Genomic DNA, 24,936 nt, shown 5'->3' with positions numbered 1-24,936 from the left:
GGGACGGAGCCGGTTGCGAGACGGTTTCTGCTGGTGAACGCGTGAATTCGAACCGGCGGCGGTCGGAATTACAGCCATATATTCGTAATCTATCCCGCGTATCCGTCCACTGCGACTGCCCTCTGAGACACGTGAGAACGAGGGTAGCGGAGACGACATGCCCGGCACGTTCACGGCTGGTGAACGGGTCCCCCGTCTCGACTCCACGGCCACGCCGGGAACGTGACTTCGGGTCAGAACGAAGTCACTGACTACCGCGAGAGTGCGAATGGTTTCTCGTCAAAAACGATCTCTGACAGTCGTGTTCTGGTGGAATACGTTTTTGGAAACTGTCCGCTCACAGCAACCGTTAACCGAGCTCCGCCCGTGGGTGGCGACATGAGTGGGGACCGAGCGACAGACCCGGAGGAGGTCGGCGAGGAGGCGGTCGTGGGCGCGGTCGAGACGTCACACGAGGTCGTCGAGGCCCTCCGAGACCTCGGCGCTGCGACGGTGACCGAAGTGGCCACCGAGACGGGCCTCTCGAAGGGCGGGGCGTACAAGCACCTCAACACGCTCCGAAAGCGCGACTTCGTGACCAAGACCGGGACGGAGTACCGGCTCGGCTTCGGGTTCCTGGACCTGGGCGGCCACCTGCGATTCCAGTATCCCGGCGCGTCGACCATCAAGGACAAGATACAGACGCTCGCGTCGGAGACCGGCGAGGCGTGCCTCTTCACGATCGAGGAGCACGGCCGAGCGGTCACGCTCTTCCGAGAGACGGGCAATCGGGGCGTGTTCACGCGGACGCGCGTCGGGACGCGGCTTTACCTCCACCAGACTGCGGGCGGGAAAGCGATCCTCTCGCAACTGCCCGAGGAGACGGTCGACGACATCGTCGACCGGGTCGGGCTGCCCGGAGCGACCGAGAACACGATCACCGACCGGGAGGCGCTGTTCGACGAACTCGCGCGGGTCCGGGAGCGCGGGTACGCGTTCAACCGCGAGGAGAGCACCGACGGGCTGGTGGCGCTGGCGGCGCCGCTGGTCCCCGACGACGAGATCTTGGGGGCGTGTGCCGTCGCCGGCCCGCGCTACCGGATCGGCGGCGACCAGCTCGAGTCGGAACTGCCGGAGACGCTGCTCGGCGTCGTCAACGAACTCGAACTCAACATCGCGTACTCGTAGTAGGGGGAGGGCTCGACGCTGGGCGGCCGGGTCGGCCGGTCAGTTCGTCTCCAGGTCGGGGAGCATCCGCTCGATCTCCTCGAGGTCGACGTCGAGCCAGTCGGGTTTCTTGAGGTTCTCCCCGAGTTCGTCGATGTCCTCGTCGACGTCGAAGCCGACGTCGGTCGTCGCGTACTCGAAGACGGCTCCGCCGGGTTCGGTGATGTAGCGCGACTGGAAGTAGTCGCGGTCCTTCCGGGAGGTAGTGATGTAGCCGTTCTCCCGGAGGGTGTCGCTCCACTCGTCCTGTTCCCAGTTGTTGTTCACGCGGAAGGCGACGTGGAGGAAGGTACCGACGCCCATGACGCCGTCCGGCGCGTTCGGACGGATGAGCACGTCGACGACGTCGGCGCGGGTGGTGTCGCCGGGCGCCTCGTAGCGGACGCGGTCGCCGGCCTGCGGGTGGTCGGCACGACCGAGCCGCTCCCAGCCCATCGTCTCCAGCACGTCGAAGGTGCCCTGCGGGTCCGCCGAGTGGATGGTCGTGCTGTGCATTCCCCGGATGCCGTGTTCAGCGGGGACGTCGCTCCCCTCCCAGGGTTCGATGTCGGACTCGCCGGTGACGAGTTCGTACGGCGTGCCGTCCGGGTCCGTGAAGGCGACCGCGGTCTCGTCGAAGCGCTCCTCGACGTCGTAGTCGACGCCGTGCGCCTCGAAGCGACCGGTCCAGTAGTCGACCGATCCCTCGGGGATGACGAGGCCGACGGAACTCATCTGGCCCTTCCCGACCATCCCGTCGCCCATCTCCATGTTGGTCATGGGGAAGTAGGTGATGATGGTCCCGGGTGTCCCCCGTTCGTCACCGTAGTAGAGGTGATAGATCTTCTCCGGGACGTCGAAGCGGACGGTCCGCTTGACGAACCGAAGCCCCAGGACGTTCGTGAAGAAGTCGTAGTTCTCCTGCGGTTCGTCTGCAAACGCCGTTACGTGGTGGATCCCGTCGATCGAAGGCATCGTGTCTCACAGACATATTCGAGGGATAACTGATAATATTTTTCCCTAGATTCTGATTTATCGTGAGGGTCTCCGCTCACTCGCCGCCGGTGTAGACGCCGTCGGGGTCGAGTTCCTCGCGGACGAGTTCGATCTCGTCGGTCGAGGGCGGGCGCGTCTCGCCCACGTCGTCGGCGAACTGGAGATCCCAGCCGGTGGCGTCCTGGACGGCCTCGCGGGAACTGTCCGGGTGGACGGTCTCGACGTACATCTCGCCAGCCTCGTCGAAGCGCATGACGGCCTTGTCGGTGACGACGGCCTCTGGACCGCCCCGGAGCCCCAGTTCCGCTCGGTTCTCCCGGCCGCCGACGTAGCCGGGGCTGGTGACGAAGTCGACCTCCTCGGGGAACCGGCGCCGGCTGTGCGGGCTGATGACGATGGTGCGATGGGTGTTGCTGGCGATCTCGCAGGCGCCGCCGCTGCCCGGGAGCCGGACGTCCGGGTCGTCGTAGTCGCCGATGACGGTCGAGTTGATGTTGCCGCGGCTGTCGATCTGGGCGCCGCCGAGGAAGCCGACGTCGATGCGGCCGGCCTGGAGGTAGCGGCCGAAGCCGTCGGCCATCGGGACGACGCTCCGGGCGTCGGTCGCGAGGACCGGGTCGCCGATAGAGAGGGGGAGCTTCGAGGGGTTCGAGTCGACGGTGCCGGACTCGTACACCATCTGCAGGTCGGGCGCGTGGGTCCGCTTGGCCAGGTTGCAGGCGAGGTTCGGCACGCCGACGCCGACGAGGACCGTGTCCTCGCTCCGGAGTTCCTGCGCCGAGCGGGCGATCATCAGCTCGGTGTCGGTGTAGTCCGTGGACTCGCTCACGGTCAGTACGCCCCCATGTCGACAGGCGTCGCGTAGTTCGTGTCGGGCTGGAGGTCCAGCAGGCGGTCCGTGTCGAGCTTTTCGAGGTACTCGCGGTGGTCGTCGACGCCGTAGACCCACTCGTCGAGCCACGCTTCGATGCCCGCCTGCGTCTGGGAGACCTCGTCCCACTCCAGATACGCGTCGTTGTCGCGGTCGTAGTAGCCCTGTGCGTAGGAGGGATGGGAGCCGTAGGGCTCTTCGACCACGTAGTCGACGACGTTCCCGGGAATCGCCGTCCGGTTGGGGTCGCTTCGGATCGTCGCCTCGTCGACGACCTCCTCGACGCTCACGATCACGGTGTCGGCGGCGAAGGCGGCCTCGACGATCTCGCCGGAGATGCCCCACAGGTGGGCGTTGCCCGACTCGTCGCCGCGCTGGGCGCGGACGACCGCCACGTCGGGTTTCAGCGACGGGACGACGGCGATCTCGTCGACGCCCTCGTCGTAGGGGTTCTCCACGGTGCGGATGGCGTCCGTGTGTTCGGGGAAGTCCGTCCCGACGTAGCTCCGCAGGGGGACGAACGGGAGGTCTTCGGCGCCCGCGGAGAGCCGCGAGACCAGCCCGTAGTGGGAGTACTCCTCGATCTCGATGGGCTTCGGGACCTCGTCCTCGACGGCGCGGCGGAAGGCCCGGAGGCTCCCGACGCCGGGGTTGCCGGCCCACGAGAAGGTCACTTTGCCGGCACAGCCGGCGGCGATCATGCGGTCGTACACGAGGTCCGGCGTCGCGCGTATCAGGTGCAGGTCCTCGTACTCCTGGCGGATTATCTCGTGGCCGAGGGCGAACGGGATCAGGTGCGTGAACCCGCCGAGATACAGGCTCGCGCCGTCCGATACCGCACTCGACACTGCCGTGGTCGCGTCTGTGAGACGTGTCATGGCTATTCGCGGCCCCGAACGGGCCGACCTATCACCCCGTTTCGACCCGCGGTGCATTAATCCTGTGACGACCCACGTCTCCCGCCGAACGGCCGTCTCCGACCGCTCCCGTTCCCCGGCCCCAAACGCTTATGTTGTTGTTACCACATCTCACGGGTATGGCCGAGACAGCCACAGCGACCGACCAGCACCGCAAGTCAGTCGTCCTGGAGTACTTCAAGCGCCTCGACTCGGGCGGGGACTTCCTCGAACTGTTCGCCGAGGACGCCCGGGTGTTCTACCCGAAGTGGGGGATCGCGGAGGGCCGCGAGGAGATCGGCGACATGTTCGGCGACGTGGCTGAGATGGCCAGCGCGATGTCCCACGACTACGAGTACTTCAACTACGTCACCGACGGGTCGACGGTGGTCGTCGAGGGGACGAGCACGGGTGAGGCCCACGACGGCACCGAGTGGCGCCCGGACGGGACGCCCGGCGGCGGCCGCTGGTGCGACGTGTTCGAGGTCGTAGACGGGAAGATTACGCGCCTCTTCATCTACCTCGACCCCGACTACGCCGGGAACGACACCGAGCGCTACCCGTGGCTCTGAGCGAGCGACTGAGAACCCCGCGGTCGACTGGCTCCCGATGACTGCCACGCGCTCGCACACCGTCGACCGTGCCGACGCGCCGGACCTGCACGTCGTCGAGACGGGGCCGTCGGACGCGCGACCGATCCTCCTCGTCCACGGGTACTCCCAGAGCCACCTCTCGTGGCGCGACCAGTTCGACTCGACGCTGGCAGAGGAGTTCCGACTGGTCGCGATGGACCTCCGGGGGCACGGCGAGTCGGAGAAACCACGCGGGGCGTACGGCGAGAGCGAGGCGTGGGCCGGCGACGTACAGGCGGTCGCCGACGCCCTGGGACTCGACGAGTTCGTCCTGGCGGGGTGGTCGTACGGGTCGCTCGTCGCGCTGGACTACCTCGCGACGCACGGGACCGACCGCGTCGCCGCCGTCGCCCTCGTCGGCGTCGTCGCCGGCATCGGCACGAAGACGACGAACGAGTGGCTCCAGCCGGAGTATCTCGACCTGTTCCCCGACCTCGTCTCGACGGACGCGGAGACCGCGACCGCCGCGCTCGCGGCGTTCGTCGACGTCTGTTTCCACGCGGAGCGTCCGCCCGACGAACGGTATCTCGATCTGGGGTTCAACGCAGTCGTTCCGCCCCACGTCAGGGACGGGATGCGCGACCGGACGGTGTCCCACCTGGACCTGCTCGGAGAGCTGTCGGTCCCGGTGCTGGTGACCCACGGCGCACACGACCGCGTCGTCTCGGCGGAGGCGGCCCGCGCCGTCGCCGACCGGATCCCCGACGCCGAGCTATCGGTTTACCCGGACTGCGGACACACGCCCTTCAGGGAAAACGCCGAGCGGTTCGGCCGTGAACTGCGGGCGTTCGTCCGGTCGCTGGAATCCGGTCCGTAGTGCGACCGGTCCTCTTGCGACCACTCTCAGCCGCCGTACTCGCGACCCGCGGGAGCCGCCCCGATCTCGCGCTCCTCGGCGTCGATTCCGAGGTCGTCGAGGGCCGCTCGCATGTGCCTGGTGGTGACGAACTCCGCGCCGTCGTCGACTCGGTTGGCGTGGGCGCGGGCCAGTACTTCGCCGCGGCGGTCGTCCGGGATCGCGAACTTGTCCGCGACGAGTTCGATCGTGAGGCCGTTGTTGTCCTCGGTGTAGAGCGCGTGGAAGGCGCCGCGGTCGTACTCGCTGACGGGGTAGCCCGCGTCTTCGAGGCCGGCCGCGATCTCTGCGACCCGCTCCCAGTCGATCCGGAAGGCGACGTGGTGGACGTCCCCCTGGTCAGGGTCGGTCTCGTCGACCGACTCGCGCTCCTCGGAGACGAACGCGGTCAGCAGGCGCCCGTCGCCGGTGTCGAAGTAGAGGTGGGTGAGCTCCGTCCGGTCGAGGTTGGGCTGGCGGAGCACCAGCGGCATGCCGAGGATGTCGCGGTAGAACTCGACGGTGTCCGCGACGTTCGTCCCCTCGATGGTGATGTGGTCGGTGCCCTGGACGCCGACCGGGCTCTCCGTGCGTTCGGCGTCGACACGCGGCGCTGAGTCGTCGGTCACGATATCGGACAGTACGAGTGGAGCGACATATGCCTTCGGTCCGCGGCCGGTCAGTCCGTCCCGTCGAACCGCTCGAACGCCTCGACGGTGACGGCGAGGGCGTCCCGTTCGGGCACGTCGCGGACTGAATACGCCGTGGGGTAGCGCCCGGCGCTCCGGTACGTTTCGGGCTGTGCGATCTCGCGTCTGTCGCGACCGCTGTGGTCGCGCAGGAACTCGCGGGTGACCATCGGTTCGACGAACGAGAGCTCGCCCGCGCCGTCGTCGTCGCCGTCCCTCTTCCCAAATTCACCGGATCCCCCCACTCGGTGCGATCCGCGGGCGGGAACCCCGACTCGGTCGATCCGGCCGTCACCCCGGACGTTCCTACCGGACTCGAAGACCCCGTCGGCCCGGCCCCATCCGATCGTGTCTCGCCGGTACACCCGCCGAGCATCCCCAGCGACCCCGCGATCCCGACTCGCCGCAGGTAGGTTCGTCGCATCTGTCCGTGCGCCGAACCGTCCGTCTTTCCGCCTGCCGAACCGTCTGTCTGTCCGTCCGCCGAACCGTCGTCGGCCTGTCTCGGGTCCCCCATCGTTCGTCCGAACGGTCGTCTGACTGTCACATAAGCACACTGCCGGCGTAGTCACGGGTCGGGCCGTCGGATTCGACCGGCGGATCTGGCCCGGAGCCCCGGTGACGCCGCCACCGACGCCCGTGGGACTTATGCGGGGATCACCACAATAGACGGGTATGTCGACTGACAGCGAGCGGTCCGAGCGGCAGTTCGCGTTCGACTACGACCCCGGCGAACTCCGCTGTGGACGGGGATCGGCCGCCGACATCGGGGAACTGCTCGCCGACCGCGACCTCGACAGCGCGCTCGTCGTCACGGGGTCGAACGTCGGCGCGAACCGCGACGTGATGGACCCCGTCGAGGCGGGTCTGGGCGACCGACTCGCCGGCGTCTTCGACGAGACCACACCCGAAAAGTACCTGAAGACCGGACTCGCGGGCGCACGGCGGGTCCGCGAGGAGGGTATCGACGCCGTCGTCGCGGTCGGGAGCGGGAGCAGTCTCGACGTGGCGAAGGTGATCAGTGCGCTCTCGAGTCACGACGACCTCGACGCGGCGGCCGAGCGCTCCATCGACGAGGGGGGCGTTCCCGTCGGATCCGACCGCGACCCGGCCCCTATCGTGGCAGTGCCGACGACGCTGGCGGGCGCTGACCTCTCGGTTATCGCGGGCGTCAGCCTCTCGCTGTCTCCCGAGGGCGTGCCCGAGCGCGAGATCCCGAACGGGTCGGTCAGCGACCGGCGACTGATGCCGACCGCACTGGTGTACGACCTCGCGCTGTTCGAGACGACGCCCAAGGGCGTCCTCTGCGCGTCGGCGATGAACGGCTTCGACAAGGCCGTCGAGTGCCTCTACTCGCCGTACAGCACGCCGATCACCGACGGGACGGCGATGCGGGCGCTGGCTCTCATGCAGTCGGGCTTCGAGACGCTTCCCGACGCGGAGATGGACGAGGAGCAGCTCTACGACGCGGTCGCGGGTATCGTCCTCGCGCAGTACGGCATCTCGACGCCCGGGACCTATCGCGCCTCGATCGTACACGCGTTCGGGCACGGCTTCTCCCACGACTACGAGGCCCACCAGGGGACGGTTCACGGCATCCTCGCCCCGCACGTCCTCCGGTACGTCTTCGACGAGGTGGACGGTCGGCGGGACCTGCTGGCCGAGGCCTTCGGCGTCGCCGACGACGGCGCCACCGACGAGGAACTCGCCGAGAACGTGATCGACGCGGTCGCCGGCGTCAGCGACGACCTCGGCCTCCCCTCGAACCTGCGAGAGATCGACGGGCTCACGCAGGCGGACTTCCCCGACGTCGCCGAGGAGATCAGGGACGACGGGCTGATGGGCGCGGCGCCGGAGGGTCTCGACCCGACGGCCGAGGACATCGTGGGCGTGCTCGAAGCCGCGTGGTGACCGAGGGAGCGCGGTGAGCGGACGCGTTCGGTCCGAGCGAGGGAACGCTTAGGTGTGAGCAAGCCGTCGGTGGGCGTATGCGAGAGGTGTACCTGGTCGGGGCCGCCCAGTCAGCCTTCGGCTCGTTCCCCGACGAATCCTACCGGTCGCTGTTCGCCGCGGCGTTCGAGCGCGCGCTCGACTCGGTCGACGGCGACGTGGACCGGACCAGTATCGACGAGGCGTACGTCGGCTCGCTGGGGGTCGGCGGCCGCCAGCTCGGCCTCAGCGGCCCGGCCGTCACCGAGCACGTCGGCCTCGACGGGACCTCGTGTACCCGCATCGAGAACGCCTGCGCGGCCAGCGGGTCGGCGTTCAGACAGGGCGTCCTCGCCGTCAGGGCGGGCGCCGCTGACCTCGCGCTCGCGGGCGGCGTCGAGGTGATGACCGACACGAGCGGCGAGCGCACGCGCGAGTGGCTCGGCGTCTCCGGCGAGACCGAGTGGGAGCGGATGGCCGGCACCACCTTCGCCGGCGTCTACGCCCACATGGCCGACGCGCACATGGCCGAACACGGGACGACGCGCGAACACCTGTCCTCGGTCGCGGTCAAGAACCACGCCAACGGCGCGAACAACCCCGACGCGCACCTGCAGTTCGAGACCACGCTGGACGACGCGATGGACGCGGCGACCGTCGCCGACCCGCTGAACCTCTTCGACTGCTGTCCCACCTCGGACGGCGCGAGCGTCGCCCTGCTCGCCAGTCGCGAGACCGCAGAGGAACTCACCGACGACCCGATCCGAGTTACGGGGAGCGGACAGGCCAGCAGTCGCGTCGGCCTCTTCCAGCGACCGTCGCTCACGTCGATCCCCGCCACGGGCGACGCCGCCGACCAGGCCTACGACGAGGCGGGCGTCGGCCCGGAGGACGTCGACTTCGCGGAGGTCCACGACTGCTTCTCCATCGCGGAGCTGGTCGCCTGTGAGGACCTGGGCTTCTGCGACGCGGGCGAAGCGGGCGAGTACGTCCTGAGCGGCGCGACGGAACCCGACGGCGAGCGCCCGGTCAACCTCTCGGGCGGGCTGAAGTCGAAGGGACATCCGATCGGTGCCACCGGGACCGGACAGATCGCCGAGGTGTACAAGCAGCTCCGCGGTGAGGCGGGCGAGCGGCAGGTCGACGGCCTGCATCGCGGGCTGACCCACAACGTCGGCGGGTCGGGCGGTGCCGTCGCCGTCCACGTCTTCGAGGAGGGGTGGGCGTGACTGGGACCGAGTCCGCCGAGGGTCACGACGGCGCACTCGGTGCCGTAGAGAGCGTCGGTACGTACGTCCCGCGCTCGACCATCTCGGCCGAGACAGTTCGGGAGGCGTGGGACGGGTTCCACGCCCGCGGCGTCTCCGAGAAACGCGTCCCCGCTGCCGACGAGGACGCGGTGACGATGGCGGTCGCGGCCGCCCGGAACGCGCTCGACGACTCGGAACACAACCGTGACGACGTGGAGACGCTCGCGCTCGGGACGACCACGCCGCCGGTCGACGAGGGCGACATCGGCGCGACGGTCGCCGAGGTCGTCGGTCTCGGCGAGGGAACGGAGGTCTCCGTCCACTCCCAGTCGACCCGGGCGGGGACGCGCGCAGTCGTCGACGGACTCCGGTCGGGGACGCCGGCGCTCGTCGTCGCCGCGGACGCCCCTCGCGGGTCGCCGGACGACGCAGTGGACCACGCGGCCGGCGCGGGTGCGGTCGCGCTCGTCGTGGCGGACGACGGCGACGCCGCTGTCACCGACCACGCGACCTACACCCGGGAGTTCCCCGGCACGCGCTTCCGTCGGCGCGGGAACGACGAAGTGGAGACCTACGGCGCGACGACCTACGAGCGGGAGGCGTACACCACCACCGTCACCGAAGCCGTCGACGCGCTGGACGCGGATTTCGAGGCGCTGGCGCCCACGGCCCCCGACGGGAGTCGCCCCGGACGCGCCGGCCGCGCCGTCGAGGGGAGCGAGGTGTTCCAGTTGGCTGGCGAACTCGGCGACACGGGCGCGGCCAGTCCGCTGTTCGGGCTCGTCGCGGCCTGGGACGCCGGGTCGGAGTCGGTGGCGGTCGTCGGCTACGGCGACGGCGCCAGCGCGGACGCTCTCGCGATCCGGGGGTCGATTCCCGTGAAGACGGCGTGGCCGTCCGTCGAAATAACCTATCCCCAGTACTTGCGCCAGCGCGGCCACGTCGGAGGTGAGGACTGATGGGCGCGTACCTCAGCGTCCCGTCGTGGGTTCGCAACCTCGACAGCCGATACCGCTTCGTTCTCGGGGAGTGCACGGAGTGTGGCGGCTACACGTTCCCGCCCGAGGGCGCCTGCGTCGAGTGCAACGCCGTCGGGACGCTCGAACCGGTCGAACCCGCGGGAACCGGGGAGGTCGTCGCTCAGACCGTCATCGAGAGCGGCGCGCCGCCGGAGTTCGCGGCCCTGCTCGACGCCCAGGGCGCAATCGGCGTCGTCCTCGTCGAACTCGACGAGGGCGCCCGCGTCCCCGGGATGTTGACCGACTGCGACCCGCGCGAGGTCGCGCGCGGCGACCGCGTCGAAAGCGTCGTCCGCCGGATCTACGAGCAGGAAGGGATCGTCCGCTACGGCGCGAAGTTCCGCCCCGAGCCGTGATCGGAGCGGTTCGACCGGGCGGTTCGGCCGAGCGGTTCGGTCGGGCGGTTCGGCGTGCGATCTGTCGCACAGTTGTGAACGGTCGGTAGCAACCGGGCTGTGACGTTTCGAAACACTATATCATATATTTTCTGACTGTTTTTTACAACTGTTGTGTATCTGAATTACGATCCAGGCCTCTCATCGAGTCCCGACGAGTGTAGAGAACTGGTAAATAACCGGTTGAAACCGATTTTTGGCTCGTTTTTGAGGTGAACGACAGCTCAACCGCGATGTCGGTCGGCCTGGCACAGATACTCATCAATAATGAGTGATTTAGCCCCTGCAGGCTGATATTGTTTCGAATCGATTCCGAGATTGTTCGATAGGGGTAGCTATTATTATCAGAATTAGTTTATGTATTAGAAAATATTGTTTTCGTCGAAAACAGGCGTCGTCTTCCCCGAGACGCGCGTTTAAGTGACGACCGGCCGGGCAGGGAGGCATGGGACCGAGTGCGAGTTCGCTGCCGCGGTGGCGCGGGTTCAACTTGCAGGCGAAGTTCGTGGCGGACGACGAGGAGCGGTTCCGCGAAGAGGATTTCGAGTGGATGGCCGAGTGGGGGTTCGACTTCGCCCGCCTGCCGATGGACTACCGGTGCTGGACGGGCGAGGACTGGTGCGACTTCGACGAGGACGCGCTCGAAGAAGTCGACGAGGCGGTCGAGTACGGCAGGAAACACGGCGTCCACGTCAACCTGAACTTCCACCGCGGACCGGGGTTCACCGTCGCCGACCCGCCCGAGGAGACCGACCTCTGGACCGATGCGGAGACGCAATCGGTGTTCGCCGAACACTGGACGCGGTTCGCCGAACGCTACGAGGGGATCCCGAGCGAGGAACTGAGCTTCGACCTGATCAACGAGCCAGCCGAGACGAGCCACGGTAGATACGCGAGCGTCGTCCGCGAGACGGTCGACGCGATCCACGAGGTCGACCCGGACAGACTCGTCGTCGCCGACGGGATGCGCTACGGGCGGGAACCGGTGTTCGAACTCGCCGACGTGGACTGTGCGCAGTCGACCCGCGGGTACGACCCGTTCCCGCTGACCCACCACGAGGCCGAGTGGACCGACGTGGACCTGGACGAGCCGCCGTCCTGGCCCTACGCGACCGACGAGGGCAAGATTCAGGACCGCGACTGGCTGCGCGCGTCCCGGATCGCCCCGTGGGAACGGCTCGAATCACAGGGCGTCGGCGTCCACGTCGGGGAGTGGGGCGTCTACAACCACACGCCCCACGACGTGGCGCTCGACTGGATGGAGGACGTGCTCCGGCTCTGGGAGGCGGCGGGCTGGGGCTGGGCGCTGTGGAACTTCCGTGGCCCCTTCGGGATTCTCGACAGCGAGCGCGACGACGTCGAGTACGAGGACTGGCACGGCCACGACCTCGACCGGGCGATGCTCGACCTCCTACAGCGGTACTGAGCGCCGGCCGCTCGGCCGCTCACACCGCGGTCGAGGCTCGAATTTCCCCGTCCGGTAGCTATTTTCACCGGTCCGTCAAAGCCGGTCCATGACCACGAGCATCGACCGCGTGGCGGTGACGGGGGGCAACGGGAAGATCGGCGAGGCCATCCTCGGGGAGTTCGCCGAGCGCGGCTACGAGACCGTGAACGTCGCCCGCGGGAAGCGCCGCGAGGACGTCGCCGACCGCTACTGCACCACCGACCTGCTCGACGCCGGCGAGACCTACGGCGCGCTCGCGTCCACCGACGTCGACGCGGTCGTTCACATGGGAACGATCCCATCACCGGTTCGCAATCCCGAACACGTCACCTTCGAGAGCAACGCGATGTCGGCATACCACGTCCTCGAAGCGGCGACGGAACTCGGCCTCGAAGCGGTCGTCCTCCCCTCCAGCATCAACGTGATGGGCGCGGACTATCAGGACGCCCCGACCGACGTGCGCTCGCTCCCCGTCGACGAGGACCACCCGCTCACTCCTCGGGACCCCTACGCGCTCGGGAAGCACACGACGGAAGTCCTCGGTGACGGATTCGGACGCCGCCCCGACGCGCCGCAGGTCGCCTCGCTGCGGTATCCCTGGGTCGGTACCGGGGCCCAACTCCGCGAGAAGTACGCCGAGCGCGATCGGTCGCTCGCGGCCCTCCGCGCCAGCGGTCGCAGCCGCTCGACGCTGTTCTCCTACCTCCACCTCGCCGACGCCGCGTCGATCGCTCGCCGCGCCGTCGAGGCCGATTTCGACGGGCACGAACCGTTCTGGGCGGTCGCCGCCGACACGAACGCCGACGTCCGCTCCGAGACGCTCGCCGCCGAGTTCTTCCCCGACGCCGAGCGTCGGAGACCGCTCGACGGCCACGAGTCGCTCGTCAGCGTCGACAAAGCCCGCGAACTGCTGGACTGGGAGCCCGAGCACAGCTGGCGGGACGAGTAGTCGGCCGAAACCGAAAAACGGGAACTGCACCGCGAGACGCGACGCGATGCCGCGGAGTCGCTATTCGCCCGCAGAGACGCTATTCGTCCGCGGAGTCGCTGGATTCGTCGGAGTCTCCGTCGCTCGCGGAGTCGCTGTTCTCGTCCGACTCACTGCCGCTCTCGGAGTCTCCGTCGCTCTCGGAATCACTGCCGCTCTCGGAGTCGCTCTCGCCACCGGAACCGCCTGCGCCGACGCCGCCCTCGTCCTGTTCGCCGTCGGACTCGTCGACGGACTCGACGACTTCGAACGGGACGGTGATCGGGTCGGGGACGGCGTAGGGGACGCCGTCCTGGTCCACGACCCACTCGACGCGGAACGTGACCGTGTTGTTACCGGTCGCGATCGATTCGCCGCCGTACGTCTCGGTCTCGACGCCGACGGTGCCGACGGTGACGGTGCCGTTGCCGGTCGAACCGTCGAAGGCGCTCGCGGAGGCGGTCGCTTCGCCGCTACCGAAGCCGGCACCGGCGGAGAGGTACGAGGCGTTGATGCGGACCTCGAGATCCGGCCGGACGGCGGGTTCACCGGTCCGATTCGCCGACAGCGACAGCGCCGAGATGCCGTTGTCGACGCCCGACAGCGTGACGTTCGCCTGTGCTTCGCTGTCGACGGGGACGGTCAGGTTCGTGCGGTTCAGCGACACGTCGACCTCGCGGTCGGTGTCCTGTGCGACGACGAGGCGGGCGGTCGCCGACGCGCCGGCGTCGCGGGTGTCGACGGCGCTGACGGTGACCTCGTAGAGGCCGGCGTCGAACGCGGCGGCGGAGACGTTCACGTCGATACCCTCGTCGACGTCGAAGGCCGCGACGGGCTGGCCGCGAACCGTCTCGACGCGGTCGAAGTCGTCTGCGTCGCCGAACGCGTCGCCGAGTTCCTCCTCGGACACCGACTCGCCGTCGCTGTCCTCGACGCTGACGTGGACGGTGTAGTCGGAGCGGTCGGAGTCGGCTGAGAGCGAGACGCGGTCCTCGCCCGCCCCCGCGTTCACGAAGGTCTGACTGGTCTCGAGGCGGAAGAAGTCCTGACTCGTCACGTCGAAGGCGGCCTCCGACTGGTCGCCGGTGTCGACCACGCGGCCGTCGTCGAGGACGACCGCCTCGCCGTCGGCGTTACGGAGGACGTACTCGCCCTCGGGGAGCGTCGCCGACTCGATGACGGCCTCGCCGTCGTCGAAGTCGACGCGGCGGACGACTTCGGGTTCGACGTCGTCCTGTTGGCGGTGCTCGTCGCCCTGTTGGCGGTGCTCGTCGCCCTGTTGGCGGTGCCCGTCGTACTCGCCGAAGAGGCGGACGAGTTCGTACGTCTCGCCGCGGACTCCGACGTCCGCGAAGCGGACGTTCTGTCCGCGATACACCGTCTCGTTGGAGGTGGCGCCGGTGTCCGCGTCGAGCGTCACATCGCCCGCGGCGACACCGTGGGGCACGTCGGTCGTCGACGTGGTCGTCGTGAGGTTCCCTTCGAGGACGCCGGTGACGCCTGCAAACCGGACTTCGCCGTCGGCGAGGCCGCTCGCGGTCAGCGACCCGTCGAACTGGAGGGACTCGGCGAACGTCTGCGCGCCGTCGTCGCCGACGCCACGGAGTCGCACGGTCGACTCGGCCTGGCTGTACCGGCCCTGTTCGACGAGCAACAGCCCGTTCCGGTGGGCGAAGACGTTCTGCACGCGGCTCTCGTTGTCGACGCCGTAGACGTGACTCCATCGGGTGATGCCGTCGTCGTCGACGCGGTTCACCCACGTGTTCGTGGTGCCACCGAAGCTCGACTGCGAGCCGGCGAGGAGCGCCCCGCCGTCGTCGGTCGGGACGGCCCCGGCGACGCGCTGGTGGGCGCCGTCGATCGTTCGGTTGAACTCGACCTGACCGGACTGACCGGTTCGGAGCACCCACGGGTCCTCGAACCCGACAGTGCCGGCGACGAGGTAGCCGTCGTCGGTCGTCCTGAGCGTGTTCGGCACGGCGTTCACCTCGTAGGTCTTGTTCCAGATGGGGGAGCCCCCGGTGAGTTCGGCGAGGTGGACGCCCTCGTCGTCGGGGAGGGCGTGCGTGACGGCGACGCCCTGGTCGGTGGCTCTCAGGGTGTCACCACCCGACGCGAGCGCAGACGTCGTGTCGGCGTCGAGTTCGTAGCGCCAGGTGACGTCGCCGTCGCTGGTCGTGTGGACGACTTCGACGGTCGTCTCGGGCGGGTACGAGGTGACGTCGGTGGAGCGAGTCGTGACGAGGGCGTAGGCGTCACCGCCGGGGCCGAGCGCCACGTCGGTGACCTGCGTCGTCGCGTTCTCCGTCGAGAACGACTGTCGCCAGACGACCGAGTCGTCTTCGACCCGGGCCAGCGTGCCGTTCAGCGTCGACGGGGAGGAACGGACGCTGTAGTTCTCGGGGATCTCCACACCGCCGACGAGAGTCGCGTCGTCCGACTCCGCGAACGCGAGCGGTGCGGTCGTTCCGTACGGGCTGTTCGTCTGCGCGTCGGCCGCGACGGCCGACGGGGAGGAGGGCGCTGTGGCTGTCGCCCCGGCCGGCACCACTGCGGCGAGGGTGCCGACGAGGACTAAGGCGGCCAGCCAGCAGGCCACGGCGGGTTCCGTTCTGTTCATGCAGTCGGAGTGATACCCGGCAGTATAGAGTAGGTTTTGCTTACTCAAATAGCGGTTTCAGTGACACTGCGTCACACCCCCTCTCTGCCCCGTCGGCGCGCGAGATTTATATCGGGGAGGTGCGTAGTTCGACTCGTGACCGAGGGATACGCGCCGTCGGACGTGCCGCTGTACGAGGACCTGGCCGCGCGGGACGCGGCCTACGAGAGCGCCGAGCGCGAGTCGACGCCGTTCTTCGCGGTCGAGCGCTACGACGAGGGGTACGCCGTCACCTACGACCTCCTCCCCGCGGGGAAGGAACTCGCCAAACCCGCGCGAAAGGAACTGAACGAACGGCTCACGCGCGAACTGGAGCGGGTCGTCGGCGACCCCGACCGCCCGGTGACGGAAGTGAGCAAGACCGTCGGCGAGTCGCTCGGGAGCGTCTCGCTGTTCGAACGCGAAGCCACCGCTCGGTCAGTCGCCGCCCTCCTCTCCCGGACGGTCCTCGACGAGTCCAACTGGGTCGACGCGACGGGGCCCGAACCCGCCACCGGCGCCGACTTCCGACAGAACTGACCGCCCGCCCGTGCCTGCTGGCCGCCCGGTTCCGAGCCCTGGAGCGGCGAAGCCTTTTCGACGGTCCGTGGCGTGTACTCCCCCGTGCGATACTTCGAGGACATCGACGTGGGCGAGACGGAGACGGTCGGCGACTACGAGGTGACGGCCGCGGAGATCAAGGAGTTCGCTTCGAGGTACGACCCCCAGCCGTTCCACCTCGACGAGGAGTCGGCCGCCGACTCCGTGTTCGGCGAACTCGTCGCCTCGGGGTGGCACGTCGGGTCGATCTGCATGCGGCTGAACGTCGACCGACTCGATGACGAGGCCGTGCTCGCCGGCGTCGGGCTCGACGACCTGCGGTGGGAACGACCGGTGACGCCCGGCGATACGCTCCGGCTCCGGACGGAAGTCACCGGGAAGCGCCCCTCCGAGAGTCGCGACGACCGCGGCTACGTGACGACGCGCATGGAGGGGAGAAACCAGGACGACGAGGTGGTCATCTCCTTCGACGCGACCGCGCTGTTCGCCCGGCGACCGGAGTAGCAGCGACGGACCCAGACGTCGGCGGCCCGGCGTCGCTACTCTTCCTGACTGCCGCAGACGAGGACCGGCCGGTCGGTGCCGAGGATCACGGTCTGGGTGACGCTCCCGAACAGGGCCTTGCCGGCCGGGGTACGCTTGCGGCCGCCGACGACGATCTGGTCGGCGTCGTACTCGTCGGCGTGTCTCAGGATCTCTCCGCCGGGGTCGCCGCTGGTCTCGAGTAGTTCGACCGTGACGCCGAGTTCCTCCAGTCGGTCCTGCGTTCGCCGCACGGGCTCTATCTGGTGGACCGACGCGCCTGCGGGGTTGTCACCGAAGACGTGCAGGATGTACACTTCCACGTCGTCGGCGCCGCCGGCGGCGTCGACCACGTCTTCGATCGCGTCAGTCTGTGCCTGGGCCGCAGGGAGGCGGTCGTCCAGCGCCATCAGGAATCGAACCATACCCTCGAATTGATTCTAGTCGGTCTTATAACTACTGCGTGTACCCCCCGTTCGTGGGCGCTCACGGCGCGGAGAGACGCGGTTTCCGGCCGGGCGGCTTTATGTTCGTCGCCGTGGTGATTCGAGTATGCAACGGGAGTTCGAGGGCGACGCGCCCGCCGTCGCGCCGTCGGCGTTCGTCTCGGAGATGGCGTATCTCGTCGGCGACGTGTCCGTGGCGGACCGGGCGAGCGTCTGGCCGTTCGTCTGCCTGCGCGGCCACGGCACGCCCGTCGAAGTCGGGGAGGAGACCAACGTCCAGGAGTTCGCGATGCTCCACGGCGCGACGCTCGGCGACGGGGTCACCGTCGGCCACGGGGCCGTCGTCGACTACGCCGACGTCGGCGACCGCTCGCTCGTCGGCATCGGGAGCGCCGTGATGCGAGGCGCGACCGTCGAGGAAGGCGCCGTCGTCGCCGCCAACGCGGTCGTGCGCTACGACCAGACGGTCCCGTCGGGCCACCTGGCCTACGGCGTCCCCGCCGAGACCGCCCCCCTGACCGACGACCAGCTCGCGGAGATAGACGGCATCCGGGACACGTACGTCGACCTCGGCGAGCGATTCAGACAGGCGGGCCTCGGTCGGTCCGACCCACCCGACGACTGAAGACGACCGAAACGCGCCCGATCGCGAACGGCGGATTTACGGGCGCGAACTCGGAAATCATAACAGTCCTACGACTGTAATAACTGCCCAGATCGCGGCCTGTGGGGCCATACGGTGGCTATTTCGGGGGCAGAGGGTCAATCAGAACAGGAATGCGAAGAGACCGATCTGGATCGGGACGAGCAGGAGGAGCGTGGCGACCGAGCAGACGCTGGCCATCCGCGTCAGTTCGAGGGAGTCGACGACGTCGAAGCCGAGGATCGCGACCAGCACCGCCGACTGGTAGGGGAAGAAGTAGGCGTTGAGCGCGACGGCCTCGATCATCGCGACGGGGACCAGCGGGACGCCCGTGCTCGCGGCGAAGGAGACGAGCACCGGCGTCAGCACGCTCGCCACCGCCAGTCCCTCCATCACCAGCGTCAGCGCGAGCGAGAGGACCACGACGAACGCGAGGACCACGGGGAGCGAGGGGTCCGCCGGCAACGAGGAGAGGAGCGTGTTCGCCGCCAGATCGGTGAAATCGGTCCGTCGTAGGCCCTCGGCGATGGCGAAGATCGCGCCGAGGAAGAAGACGATCGAGAAGTCGGCCTCCCCGACCGCGTCGGGACCGACGACGCCGATCCGCGGCGCGAACGCCAGGAGCGCGACGAGGATCGCGCCGAACAGCGGGTGGAGCCCGTGGATCGCGTCGGTCGCCCAGACGGCGACGCCGAGCAGGAGGAAGAGGAGCATCCGCCGCTCGGCGGGTGTCGTCGAGACGGACCCGGTCCGCTCGGGCGAGGTCACACCGTCCCGGTCCCGCGGTCGGTAGAGGACGTACGCGATGGCGACGACGAGCGCGACGCGACCGATCCCCATCACCGGACCGAGCCACAGCGCCCACTCCGTCCAGGTGATCGACGGGCCACCGCTGGACTCGACGAGCCCGGTGACGATGATGTTCGCGAGCGATCCCGTCAGGACCCCCGAGGCGCCGTAGAACGTGGCGAACAGGGGGCCGAGGAAGATCCCGACCTTCGCGCGGCGCTCATCGAACAGGTCGCCGAGTGACCGGAGGATCGGGGCGAGGACGAGCACCCGAACGAGCGCAGAGGGGACGAGCACCGCGAGAGCGAGACTGCCGAACGAGAGGAGGACGAGGAGGTAGCGGTAGGTGACGAGGGCGTCCCCGGCGGCACGGGCCGGGAGTCGCGACAGCGAGAGGCGCTCGACGAGTCCCGCGAGCCCGCTCTCTCGGGCGGCCTCGCCCACGAGGATGCCGACGACGACGAGCCACGTCGCCGGCGACTGGAACCCCGTCAGCGCCAGTTCCGTCGAGAACGCGACGCCGATCAGACCGATACCGAGGACCGCGGTGAACCACGGTTCGACGGGAGAACCGACCCAGAGCGCGATGCAGAAGAGCGTTATCGCGAGGATCCGGTTGGCGTCGGTCGCGAGCGGCGCCGTTCCCAGGATCAGGCCGGCCGCCAGCAGGCCCGCCGGCACCGAGAGCCACGCGGGGTCGGCACCGAAGCCGCCGAACCCGCGTCTCCCTCGCTTCTCTGTCATGGTGACTAGTACCCGCGAGAGTAGCGATCACAAAGATACTGTCGGTCCCCCCGACGCGCCGGAGAGCGAGCCGATCAGGCTGTGGTCGGTGAGTTGAGGGGAAGAGAGGAGAGGGGAGGGGAAAACGATATTGTACAGTTCTGTCTACGTCCGGCCGTGACGTTCGAACACACGTTCGACCAGACGGCCACCGTGGTCGCCGACCCGCTCACCGTCTCGGAGGGCGAGTGATGTACGAGCGCGTCTGGACAGTCCGATTCTCCGACGCCGACCCGTTCGGTATCGCCCACTACCCGCGGATCGTGGACGCGATCCACGAGACCTCCGACATGTTCATGCAGGAACTGGGCTGGCCGTACTGGGAGATCGTCGCGGAGCACGGCTTCGGCCTCCCGCTGGTGGAGATGAACTTCACGTTCGAGTCGCCGGTCGAGGCGGGCGACGACGTGATACTCGAACTGACACCGGTCCCGAGCGACCGGAGCGTGCGGTTCGACTACGTCGCCCGCCACGAGGGGGAGGTCGCCTTCTCCGGGTTCGAACAGCGGGTCTGCGTCGAGCGCGACGGCGACACGCGGGAATTGCCCGCCGACCTCCGCGCGGCGCTGGCGGAGTACGCCGAGGAGTGAGTGCGGTCGCCGATCAGAACGGAGATTCGCGGGCCGAAGCGCGAACTCGTGGTCAGAACGGGGATTCGCGGGCCGAAACGCGAACTCGTGGTTAGAAGGGGAATTCGCGGGGCTCGTGTTGCAGCGAGATCCACTTCTTCTCGGTGACCTCGTCGAGGAAGTCGTCGGAGTTGTAGCCGCCAGTGCCGGAGGCCTTCGTGCCGCTGAAGGGGACGTGGGCCTCGTCGTTGATCGGCTGGTCGTTGACGTGGACCATCCCGGTCTCCATGCGCTGGGCGATGCGCTTGCCCCTCCCCACGTCGCCGGCGTGGACGGAGCCCGAGAGGCCGTACTCGGTGTCGTTGGCGAGTTCGACGGCTTCGTCCACGTCCGAGAACGGGATGACCGGCGCGATGGGGCCGAAGTGCTCGAAGCAGGCCGCGGACATGTCGTTGGTCACGTCCGAGAGCACGGTGGGCTTCACGACGAGCGAGTCGTCGACGCCCTCGACCTCGGCCGTCTCGCCGCCCGTCTCGAGGGTTGCACCGGCTTCGACGGTCTCCTCGACGTACTCCAGCATCTGGTCGCGCTGGGACTCGTCGATGATCGGGCCGATGACGACGTGGTCGTGTGCGCTTCCGACGGGGAGGTTCTCCGCTCGCTCGGTGAGTCGCTCGACGTACTCGTCGTAGACGTCCTCGTGGACGATGTGGCGGTTGATGGAGATACACACCTGTCCCTGGTGGGCGAACGACCCGAAGACGCCGGCGTCGACGGCCTGGTCGAGATCCGCGTCGGCGGTGACGACGTGGGCGTTGTTGCCGCCCAGTTCCATCGCGGCCTCGGCGAGGTTCTCGCCCGCGGCCGCGGCGACCCGGCGGCCGACCGGCGTCGACCCGGTGAAGGCGACTACGTCGCTCACGTCGTGGCTGGCGACGGCGTCGCCGACGTCGGACCCGCGGCCGGTGACGACGTTGAGGACGCCGTCGGGGAACCCCGCCTCCTCGAACAGTCGGGCGAAGAGGAGGCCGCCGGTGATCGGCGTGTTCGTCGCGGGCTTGAGCACGACGGTGTTCCCGGCGGCGACGGCCGGGACGACCGCCCGGCCCGAGAGGTTGAGTGGGAAGTTCCACGGCGAGATGACCGTGACGGTGCCCTGGGGCTCGCGCTCGACGACGTTCTCCTTGCCCGGGACGTTCGACGCCGCGGTCTCGCCTTTCATCCGCCGCGGGTACGTGGCGGCCTCGGCGACCTGGTCCGTCGCGAGCTGGACGGAAGTCTCGCCGATCCCCTCCATCTGGCCGGCCTCGGAGGCGAGCAGTTCGACGATCTCGTCGCTCCGCTCGTCCATCAACTGGAGGAGGTTGCGGACGAGTTCCTCGCGGCGGGCCGGCGGCGTCGCCGCCCACTCGTCCTGGGCCGCCTCGGCCGCCTCGTACGCGGCGTCGACGTCCGCCTCGGTCCCGCGCGGGACCTCGGTCACGACCGTTCGCGTCGACGGATCTTCGACGTCGATAGTCTCGCCGCTCGCGCCCGCTCGCCACTCGCCGCCGACGTAGAGTTCGCTCCAGTCGGCGTCGATACTGTATCGTGAGAGACCTTCCTGAGCCATACAGTATCATACGGCGAAACGGACAAGTATGTTTGGAACGGTGACACTCGAGACAGCGGGTGACGTGGATGCTACCGGCCGAAATTCGGCGATCTGACTGTCGCGGACGGTCGGCCTAGAGCGTCTGAGAACCGGGGTGAAGCAGGTGTATCGAGCGGGTGTATCGGGTGGTGAATCGAGCGGGTGTCGCGAGTGTTGCAGCGAGTGGGTGACGCGAGTGGTAATCGACCGCGTCGAAAGGGGTCGGCGCGCCCTCGCGCTCGTCGCCGACCTGGAGCGCGACCCCGCGATACCAATGGTCCCGACAGGCGATCACCCGGACCGAACGCGGTCGAACTCGGGGAGGACTCGTCGTCACACTGTCCGGCAAGCATACGTGAGATAGTACGTCAGTATATTTCTAACGTACCTGGTATGTATCCGACGATACGGACTCGCTCGAATCGAACCGCTACAAATTCGGCGATATATTCGCGACAGGCACCCGGTAGCGCCGAATCTCAGTCTCACAGCCGACACGCTTCGACGGATTCTGGCACGGTCGAGATCGGCCCCACTGGTGCGGGATATCGGAGACTATAGCCCGTTAGTTCCTGATACAGGCGCTTCTCTCGCCCGCCGGGTGGTCGGTCGTTCCAGGAGCGGATCGCCGAACATCTAAAGATTTCGTTTATAATGAGCTCTGTATGTATCGGGTATCCGACGGTCGGAGGTCCGCGACAGAGCGCGCCGGGTCGGAGTGGGGTGACCCGTCGAGCCGCTATTCGGATTCGCCGAGCACGTCGTCCGCCCACGCCGCGGGGACGACGACGAGTTGGTCGACGGCTTCGAGTTCGTCGCTCGTCGCGAACACGACGTCGTCGCCGCCTTCGACGGCAGTGGGACCGCCGGAGACGTCGTCCCAGTGGTCGAGTATCTCGGCGGGGATCGTCACGACGCGGTCCTCGCCGACCTGTGTACTCGCGACGTATCGGGCGTCCTCGGCCTCGTCGATCGGGTCGTACTGCTGGGAGACGACGACGCTGTCGTCGTCGCGGATCCCCCAGACTGCCTCGGCATCGATCGCGAGGAAGCCCTGGTTGAACGCTCGCTGCGGGGCCGGGACTTCGTTGCTCTCACCGTCGAGCGCCGCTTCCCCGAGCCGGTCGTACGCTTCGCGCGGCTCGGTCGACGCTTCGTCGGCTATCTCCTCCGTCGATTCCTCGGTGGCAACGCCTGTCGCGTCGGCTGTCCCGGTCGCGTCGGCTGTCCCGGTCGCGTCGGCTGTCCCGGTCGCGTCTGTCGAATCGGTGGTATCGGCCGAATAGGTCGTATCGGCCGAATCGGTCGCGTCGGCCACGTCTCCTTCTCCCGTGGTTTCTGCTTCGGCCCCGCCTGCCTCGCTCGGTGAGACGGCGTCGCCGAGGTCTGGCCCGGTGTCGACGACCGTCTCCGCTTCGTCGCCGCTGGCGTGGTCTTCTCGCGCGGCAGTTCCCTCGGCGGCGCTCTCGATGTCGGGGCTGGTGTCGACGACGTCCGACTGGTCGATGTCGATCCGCTCGGCGCCGCGCTCCGCCCGCCGTCGCTGGCGGGCCGCGAAAGCGAGCAACGCGCCGCCGGCGACGAGACGGCCGACGCCACGGAGACGGTCGCCCCGACGGATCGACTGCAGACCGCGGAGAACCGTGACGCCGCCACCGAACCCGGCCAGCGCGCCCGAACGCGCCGTGTTCCTGACCCGGCCGACGAGCCCGGTCCGCTCGTCGCCGTCCTGTTCCGTCGCGTGATCCGACCGCCCGCTGTCGGCGGTGTCGTGACCGGTCTCTCCGTAGCTCATGTCCGCGGTTGGGTCGGCGACCGTAAAGCCGTGCGGCCGGCGAGCGCCGGCGGCGCGGGGGCCTGTCAGTCCGCCGGGCTCGGTCGATTTCGGACGACGGGCGGACAGCGGAACTCCGCCGCGGCAGCGGGGCCGAACTCGCGACGCATCCGAACGATCCCGGTCTGGATCCCCCCCTGGCCGTAGGACAACTGCTCGACGGTCTCGAACCCCAGTCGGTCGTACAGTCGGCGAGCGGCGCGGTTGTCCGGTTCGACGACGAGTGTGAGGGCCTCGCGGTCGCCGGCGGCCGCCGCGGCGACGACGTGTTTGCTCACTTCCGTCCCGATCCCGCGGCTCTGGTAGTCCTGATGGACGAACACCGCGAACTCCGGTTCGGCCTCGTCGGTCGGTGTGTACAGCGCGTGGCCGACCAGGCGGTCGTCGCCGGCGACGACGAAGTTACACCCCTCGGTCAGGACGTCGTCGAGCCATCCCTCGATTCGGGGGCGTGTCCGCGGCGGCAACCCCTGTGCCTGCTGCCCCAGCGCGAAGTCGTCGTACATGTCGACGAGCGCTTCCCGGTCCTCGGCGGTCGGCGGGCGGACGACCCAGGGCTCGCCCGTTCGGTCGACGAACCGCGGACACCGCGGCGGGCAGTGGATCGACCCTTCACAGTTCTCCGGCTCCCAGTGCGAACACGACTCGTCGCTCATGCCCGAGTGTCTGTTTCGACCGGGGTTAAGGAGGGGACCGGTCTCTCAGTCGCTGGGAACGCCGGCCGAACTCCGTCCGGGGACACACACCGGATTCCGAGTTAGTGGGGGGTTGGCGGGGGGCGAGTGCGTTCGTGGCCGGTGAACTAACTCGGAATCCGGTGTGTTCTCTCTAGTACTAGGTACTAGAAACAGAAGTGAAGAAGAAGAGAAAGAGAAACGAGAAGCGGGAAGCGGACGAGCGGGGAAGCAAGCGAGCGCGGAAGCCGACGGACGCGGAAGCAGACCAACGGAGTGAACGGCAGCAGGACAACTGTCGGACGACGAACGAAACCGAGGGACCGCGCGGGGGCGTCTCCGTCGTTCGGTGACGGACCGATCTCGACGGACTAACTCGGAATCCGGTGTGTGTGGGCGAGAGAGTCGCGACTAACTCGGAACGAGGTGTCCGCCGACTTGCTGACTGCCGTCCCCGTTCACGGCCACCGAAACTAACTCGGAATCGGGTGTCCTGTCGTCCGTCACGGAGGTATCGACCCCACTGTGGGACCCCGATCAGCGCTGTGGAGTGGCGTCCCGGACAGGTCCGTCTCGGGTTCGACGGGTCGTCCGTGAACTAACTCGGAATCGGGTGTGTCACTTCGACACCCGGTCGGCGTCCCGCCGCGCACCGCTAACTCGGAATGCAGTGGGGTCTGACTGGGTTCGGAGTTACATCCAAAGCGCCGCTCGGTGGGTCTCTGACAGGTGA

At 68.3% G+C, this 24,936-nt stretch carries 25 protein-coding genes; 14 read left to right on the top strand and 11 right to left on the bottom strand.

The window, feature by feature from the left end; genetic code table 11:
• Nucleotides 1–378 precede the first annotated feature (378 nt).
• On the top strand, nucleotides 379–1,167 hold the full coding sequence (locus D1409_RS19350) for an IclR family transcriptional regulator (RefSeq protein ID WP_123538638.1): 789 nt from the start codon (nucleotides 379–381) through the stop codon (nucleotides 1,165–1,167).
• A gap of 39 nt (nucleotides 1,168–1,206) precedes the next feature.
• Here the strand turns inward: D1409_RS19350 and D1409_RS19345 are convergent, their stop codons facing one another.
• The 3 genes from D1409_RS19345 to D1409_RS19335 form a co-directional block, all read right to left on the bottom strand.
• Nucleotides 1,207–2,160, bottom strand: coding sequence for a VOC family protein (locus tag D1409_RS19345; protein WP_123538637.1), 954 nt, complete (start codon nucleotides 2,158–2,160; stop codon nucleotides 1,207–1,209).
• A gap of 76 nt (nucleotides 2,161–2,236) precedes the next feature.
• Nucleotides 2,237–2,974, bottom strand: coding sequence for a CoA-transferase subunit beta (locus D1409_RS19340; protein ID WP_123538726.1), 738 nt, complete (start codon nucleotides 2,972–2,974; stop codon nucleotides 2,237–2,239).
• Between the two features lie 38 nt (nucleotides 2,975–3,012).
• Nucleotides 3,013–3,930 (bottom strand): CoA transferase subunit A, encoded by a 918-nt coding sequence (locus D1409_RS19335; RefSeq protein ID WP_123538636.1) that lies wholly within the window; start codon nucleotides 3,928–3,930, stop codon nucleotides 3,013–3,015.
• 158 nt (nucleotides 3,931–4,088) lie between these two features.
• On the opposite strand from D1409_RS19335, the gene D1409_RS19330 reads away from it, so the two are divergent.
• Nucleotides 4,089–4,520, top strand: coding sequence for a nuclear transport factor 2 family protein (locus D1409_RS19330; protein WP_123538635.1), 432 nt, complete (start codon nucleotides 4,089–4,091; stop codon nucleotides 4,518–4,520).
• A gap of 37 nt (nucleotides 4,521–4,557) precedes the next feature.
• Complete coding sequence (locus D1409_RS19325; protein WP_123538634.1) at nucleotides 4,558–5,397, top strand: alpha/beta fold hydrolase; 840 nt, start codon at nucleotides 4,558–4,560, stop codon at nucleotides 5,395–5,397.
• Between the two features lie 26 nt (nucleotides 5,398–5,423).
• Here D1409_RS19325 and D1409_RS19320 read toward each other — a convergent pair whose 3' ends face one another.
• Both D1409_RS19320 and D1409_RS19315 read right to left on the bottom strand, forming a co-directional pair.
• Complete coding sequence (locus tag D1409_RS19320; RefSeq protein ID WP_123538633.1) at nucleotides 5,424–6,044, bottom strand: VOC family protein; 621 nt, start codon at nucleotides 6,042–6,044, stop codon at nucleotides 5,424–5,426.
• A gap of 50 nt (nucleotides 6,045–6,094) precedes the next feature.
• Nucleotides 6,095–6,349, bottom strand: coding sequence for a hypothetical protein (locus D1409_RS19315; protein WP_206425136.1), 255 nt, complete (start codon nucleotides 6,347–6,349; stop codon nucleotides 6,095–6,097).
• 430 nt (nucleotides 6,350–6,779) lie between these two features.
• On the opposite strand from D1409_RS19315, the gene D1409_RS19310 reads away from it, so the two are divergent.
• From D1409_RS19310 to D1409_RS19290, 6 genes are all read left to right on the top strand, one after another.
• Nucleotides 6,780–8,015, top strand: coding sequence for an iron-containing alcohol dehydrogenase family protein (locus D1409_RS19310; protein ID WP_123538632.1), 1,236 nt, complete (start codon nucleotides 6,780–6,782; stop codon nucleotides 8,013–8,015).
• A 77-nt stretch (nucleotides 8,016–8,092) separates the two neighbouring features.
• Nucleotides 8,093–9,262: a thiolase domain-containing protein gene (locus D1409_RS19305; RefSeq protein WP_123538631.1), complete on the top strand. Its 1,170-nt coding sequence runs from the start codon at nucleotides 8,093–8,095 to the stop codon at nucleotides 9,260–9,262.
• Nucleotides 9,259–10,242, top strand: a complete 984-nt coding sequence (locus tag D1409_RS19300; protein WP_206425135.1) for a hypothetical protein — start codon at nucleotides 9,259–9,261, stop codon at nucleotides 10,240–10,242. Before D1409_RS19305 ends, D1409_RS19300 begins: the two co-directional genes overlap by 4 nt.
• Nucleotides 10,242–10,658 carry a Zn-ribbon domain-containing OB-fold protein gene (locus D1409_RS25275; protein WP_206425134.1) on the top strand — a complete coding sequence of 139 codons (417 nt, stop codon included), beginning with the start codon at nucleotides 10,242–10,244 and terminating at the stop codon, nucleotides 10,656–10,658. The genes D1409_RS19300 and D1409_RS25275 overlap by 1 nt, the downstream gene beginning before the upstream one ends.
• Before the next feature lie 484 nt (nucleotides 10,659–11,142).
• Nucleotides 11,143–12,123 (top strand): glycoside hydrolase family 5 protein, encoded by a 981-nt coding sequence (locus tag D1409_RS19295; protein WP_123538630.1) that lies wholly within the window; start codon nucleotides 11,143–11,145, stop codon nucleotides 12,121–12,123.
• Nucleotides 12,124–12,211: 88 nt separating this feature from the next.
• Nucleotides 12,212–13,093 (top strand): NAD-dependent epimerase/dehydratase family protein, encoded by an 882-nt coding sequence (locus D1409_RS19290; protein WP_123538629.1) that lies wholly within the window; start codon nucleotides 12,212–12,214, stop codon nucleotides 13,091–13,093.
• Between the two features lie 79 nt (nucleotides 13,094–13,172).
• On the opposite strand, the gene D1409_RS19285 is transcribed toward D1409_RS19290, so the two are convergent.
• Nucleotides 13,173–15,731 (bottom strand): hypothetical protein, encoded by a 2,559-nt coding sequence (locus D1409_RS19285; protein WP_123538628.1) that lies wholly within the window; start codon nucleotides 15,729–15,731, stop codon nucleotides 13,173–13,175.
• Nucleotides 15,732–15,866: 135 nt separating this feature from the next.
• On the opposite strand from D1409_RS19285, the gene D1409_RS19280 reads away from it, so the two are divergent.
• Nucleotides 15,867–16,289 (top strand): hypothetical protein, encoded by a 423-nt coding sequence (locus D1409_RS19280; RefSeq protein ID WP_235853626.1) that lies wholly within the window; start codon nucleotides 15,867–15,869, stop codon nucleotides 16,287–16,289.
• Nucleotides 16,290–16,373: 84 nt separating this feature from the next.
• Nucleotides 16,374–16,814: a MaoC family dehydratase gene (locus tag D1409_RS19275; protein ID WP_123538627.1), complete on the top strand. Its 441-nt coding sequence runs from the start codon at nucleotides 16,374–16,376 to the stop codon at nucleotides 16,812–16,814.
• Between the two features lie 35 nt (nucleotides 16,815–16,849).
• Here the strand turns inward: D1409_RS19275 and D1409_RS19270 are convergent, their stop codons facing one another.
• Entirely contained in the window at nucleotides 16,850–17,257 is a 408-nt protein-coding gene (locus tag D1409_RS19270) for a universal stress protein (RefSeq protein WP_123538626.1), read from the bottom strand.
• A 127-nt stretch (nucleotides 17,258–17,384) separates the two neighbouring features.
• Between D1409_RS19270 and D1409_RS19265 the strand changes: the two genes are divergently transcribed.
• Complete coding sequence (locus D1409_RS19265) at nucleotides 17,385–17,903, top strand: gamma carbonic anhydrase family protein (protein WP_123538625.1); 519 nt, start codon at nucleotides 17,385–17,387, stop codon at nucleotides 17,901–17,903.
• Nucleotides 17,904–18,044: 141 nt separating this feature from the next.
• On the opposite strand, the gene D1409_RS19260 is transcribed toward D1409_RS19265, so the two are convergent.
• Nucleotides 18,045–19,454, bottom strand: a complete 1,410-nt coding sequence (locus tag D1409_RS19260) for an SLC13 family permease (protein ID WP_123538624.1) — start codon at nucleotides 19,452–19,454, stop codon at nucleotides 18,045–18,047.
• Nucleotides 19,455–19,535: 81 nt separating this feature from the next.
• Between D1409_RS19260 and D1409_RS24780 the strand changes: the two genes are divergently transcribed.
• Together D1409_RS24780 and D1409_RS19255 are read left to right on the top strand one after the other, a co-directional pair.
• Complete coding sequence (locus D1409_RS24780; protein WP_164471793.1) at nucleotides 19,536–19,685, top strand: hypothetical protein; 150 nt, start codon at nucleotides 19,536–19,538, stop codon at nucleotides 19,683–19,685.
• Nucleotides 19,685–20,083: an acyl-CoA thioesterase gene (locus D1409_RS19255; RefSeq protein WP_123538623.1), complete on the top strand. Its 399-nt coding sequence runs from the start codon at nucleotides 19,685–19,687 to the stop codon at nucleotides 20,081–20,083. Before D1409_RS24780 ends, D1409_RS19255 begins: the two co-directional genes overlap by 1 nt.
• 91 nt (nucleotides 20,084–20,174) lie before the next feature.
• On the opposite strand, the gene D1409_RS19250 is transcribed toward D1409_RS19255, so the two are convergent.
• The 3 genes from D1409_RS19250 to D1409_RS19240 all read right to left on the bottom strand — a co-directional run bounded on the left by D1409_RS19250 (nucleotide 20,175) and on the right by D1409_RS19240 (nucleotide 24,185).
• A complete protein-coding gene (locus tag D1409_RS19250) occupies nucleotides 20,175–21,674 on the bottom strand; it encodes an aldehyde dehydrogenase family protein (RefSeq protein WP_123538622.1) in 1,500 nt (499 codons plus the stop codon).
• Between the two features lie 760 nt (nucleotides 21,675–22,434).
• On the bottom strand, nucleotides 22,435–23,490 hold the full coding sequence (locus D1409_RS19245; protein ID WP_123538621.1) for a prolipoprotein diacylglyceryl transferase: 1,056 nt from the start codon (nucleotides 23,488–23,490) through the stop codon (nucleotides 22,435–22,437).
• A gap of 65 nt (nucleotides 23,491–23,555) precedes the next feature.
• Nucleotides 23,556–24,185 (bottom strand): GNAT family N-acetyltransferase, encoded by a 630-nt coding sequence (locus D1409_RS19240; RefSeq protein ID WP_123538620.1) that lies wholly within the window; start codon nucleotides 24,183–24,185, stop codon nucleotides 23,556–23,558.
• Nucleotides 24,186–24,936: the final 751 nt, after the last annotated feature.

Source organism: Halosimplex salinum (assembly GCF_003730195.1).
GTDB lineage: Archaea > Halobacteriota > Halobacteria > Halobacteriales > Haloarculaceae > Halosimplex > Halosimplex salinum.
The sequence above is the reverse complement of the archived record's forward strand: the minus strand, read 5'-3'. Positions and strand labels throughout refer to the sequence as shown.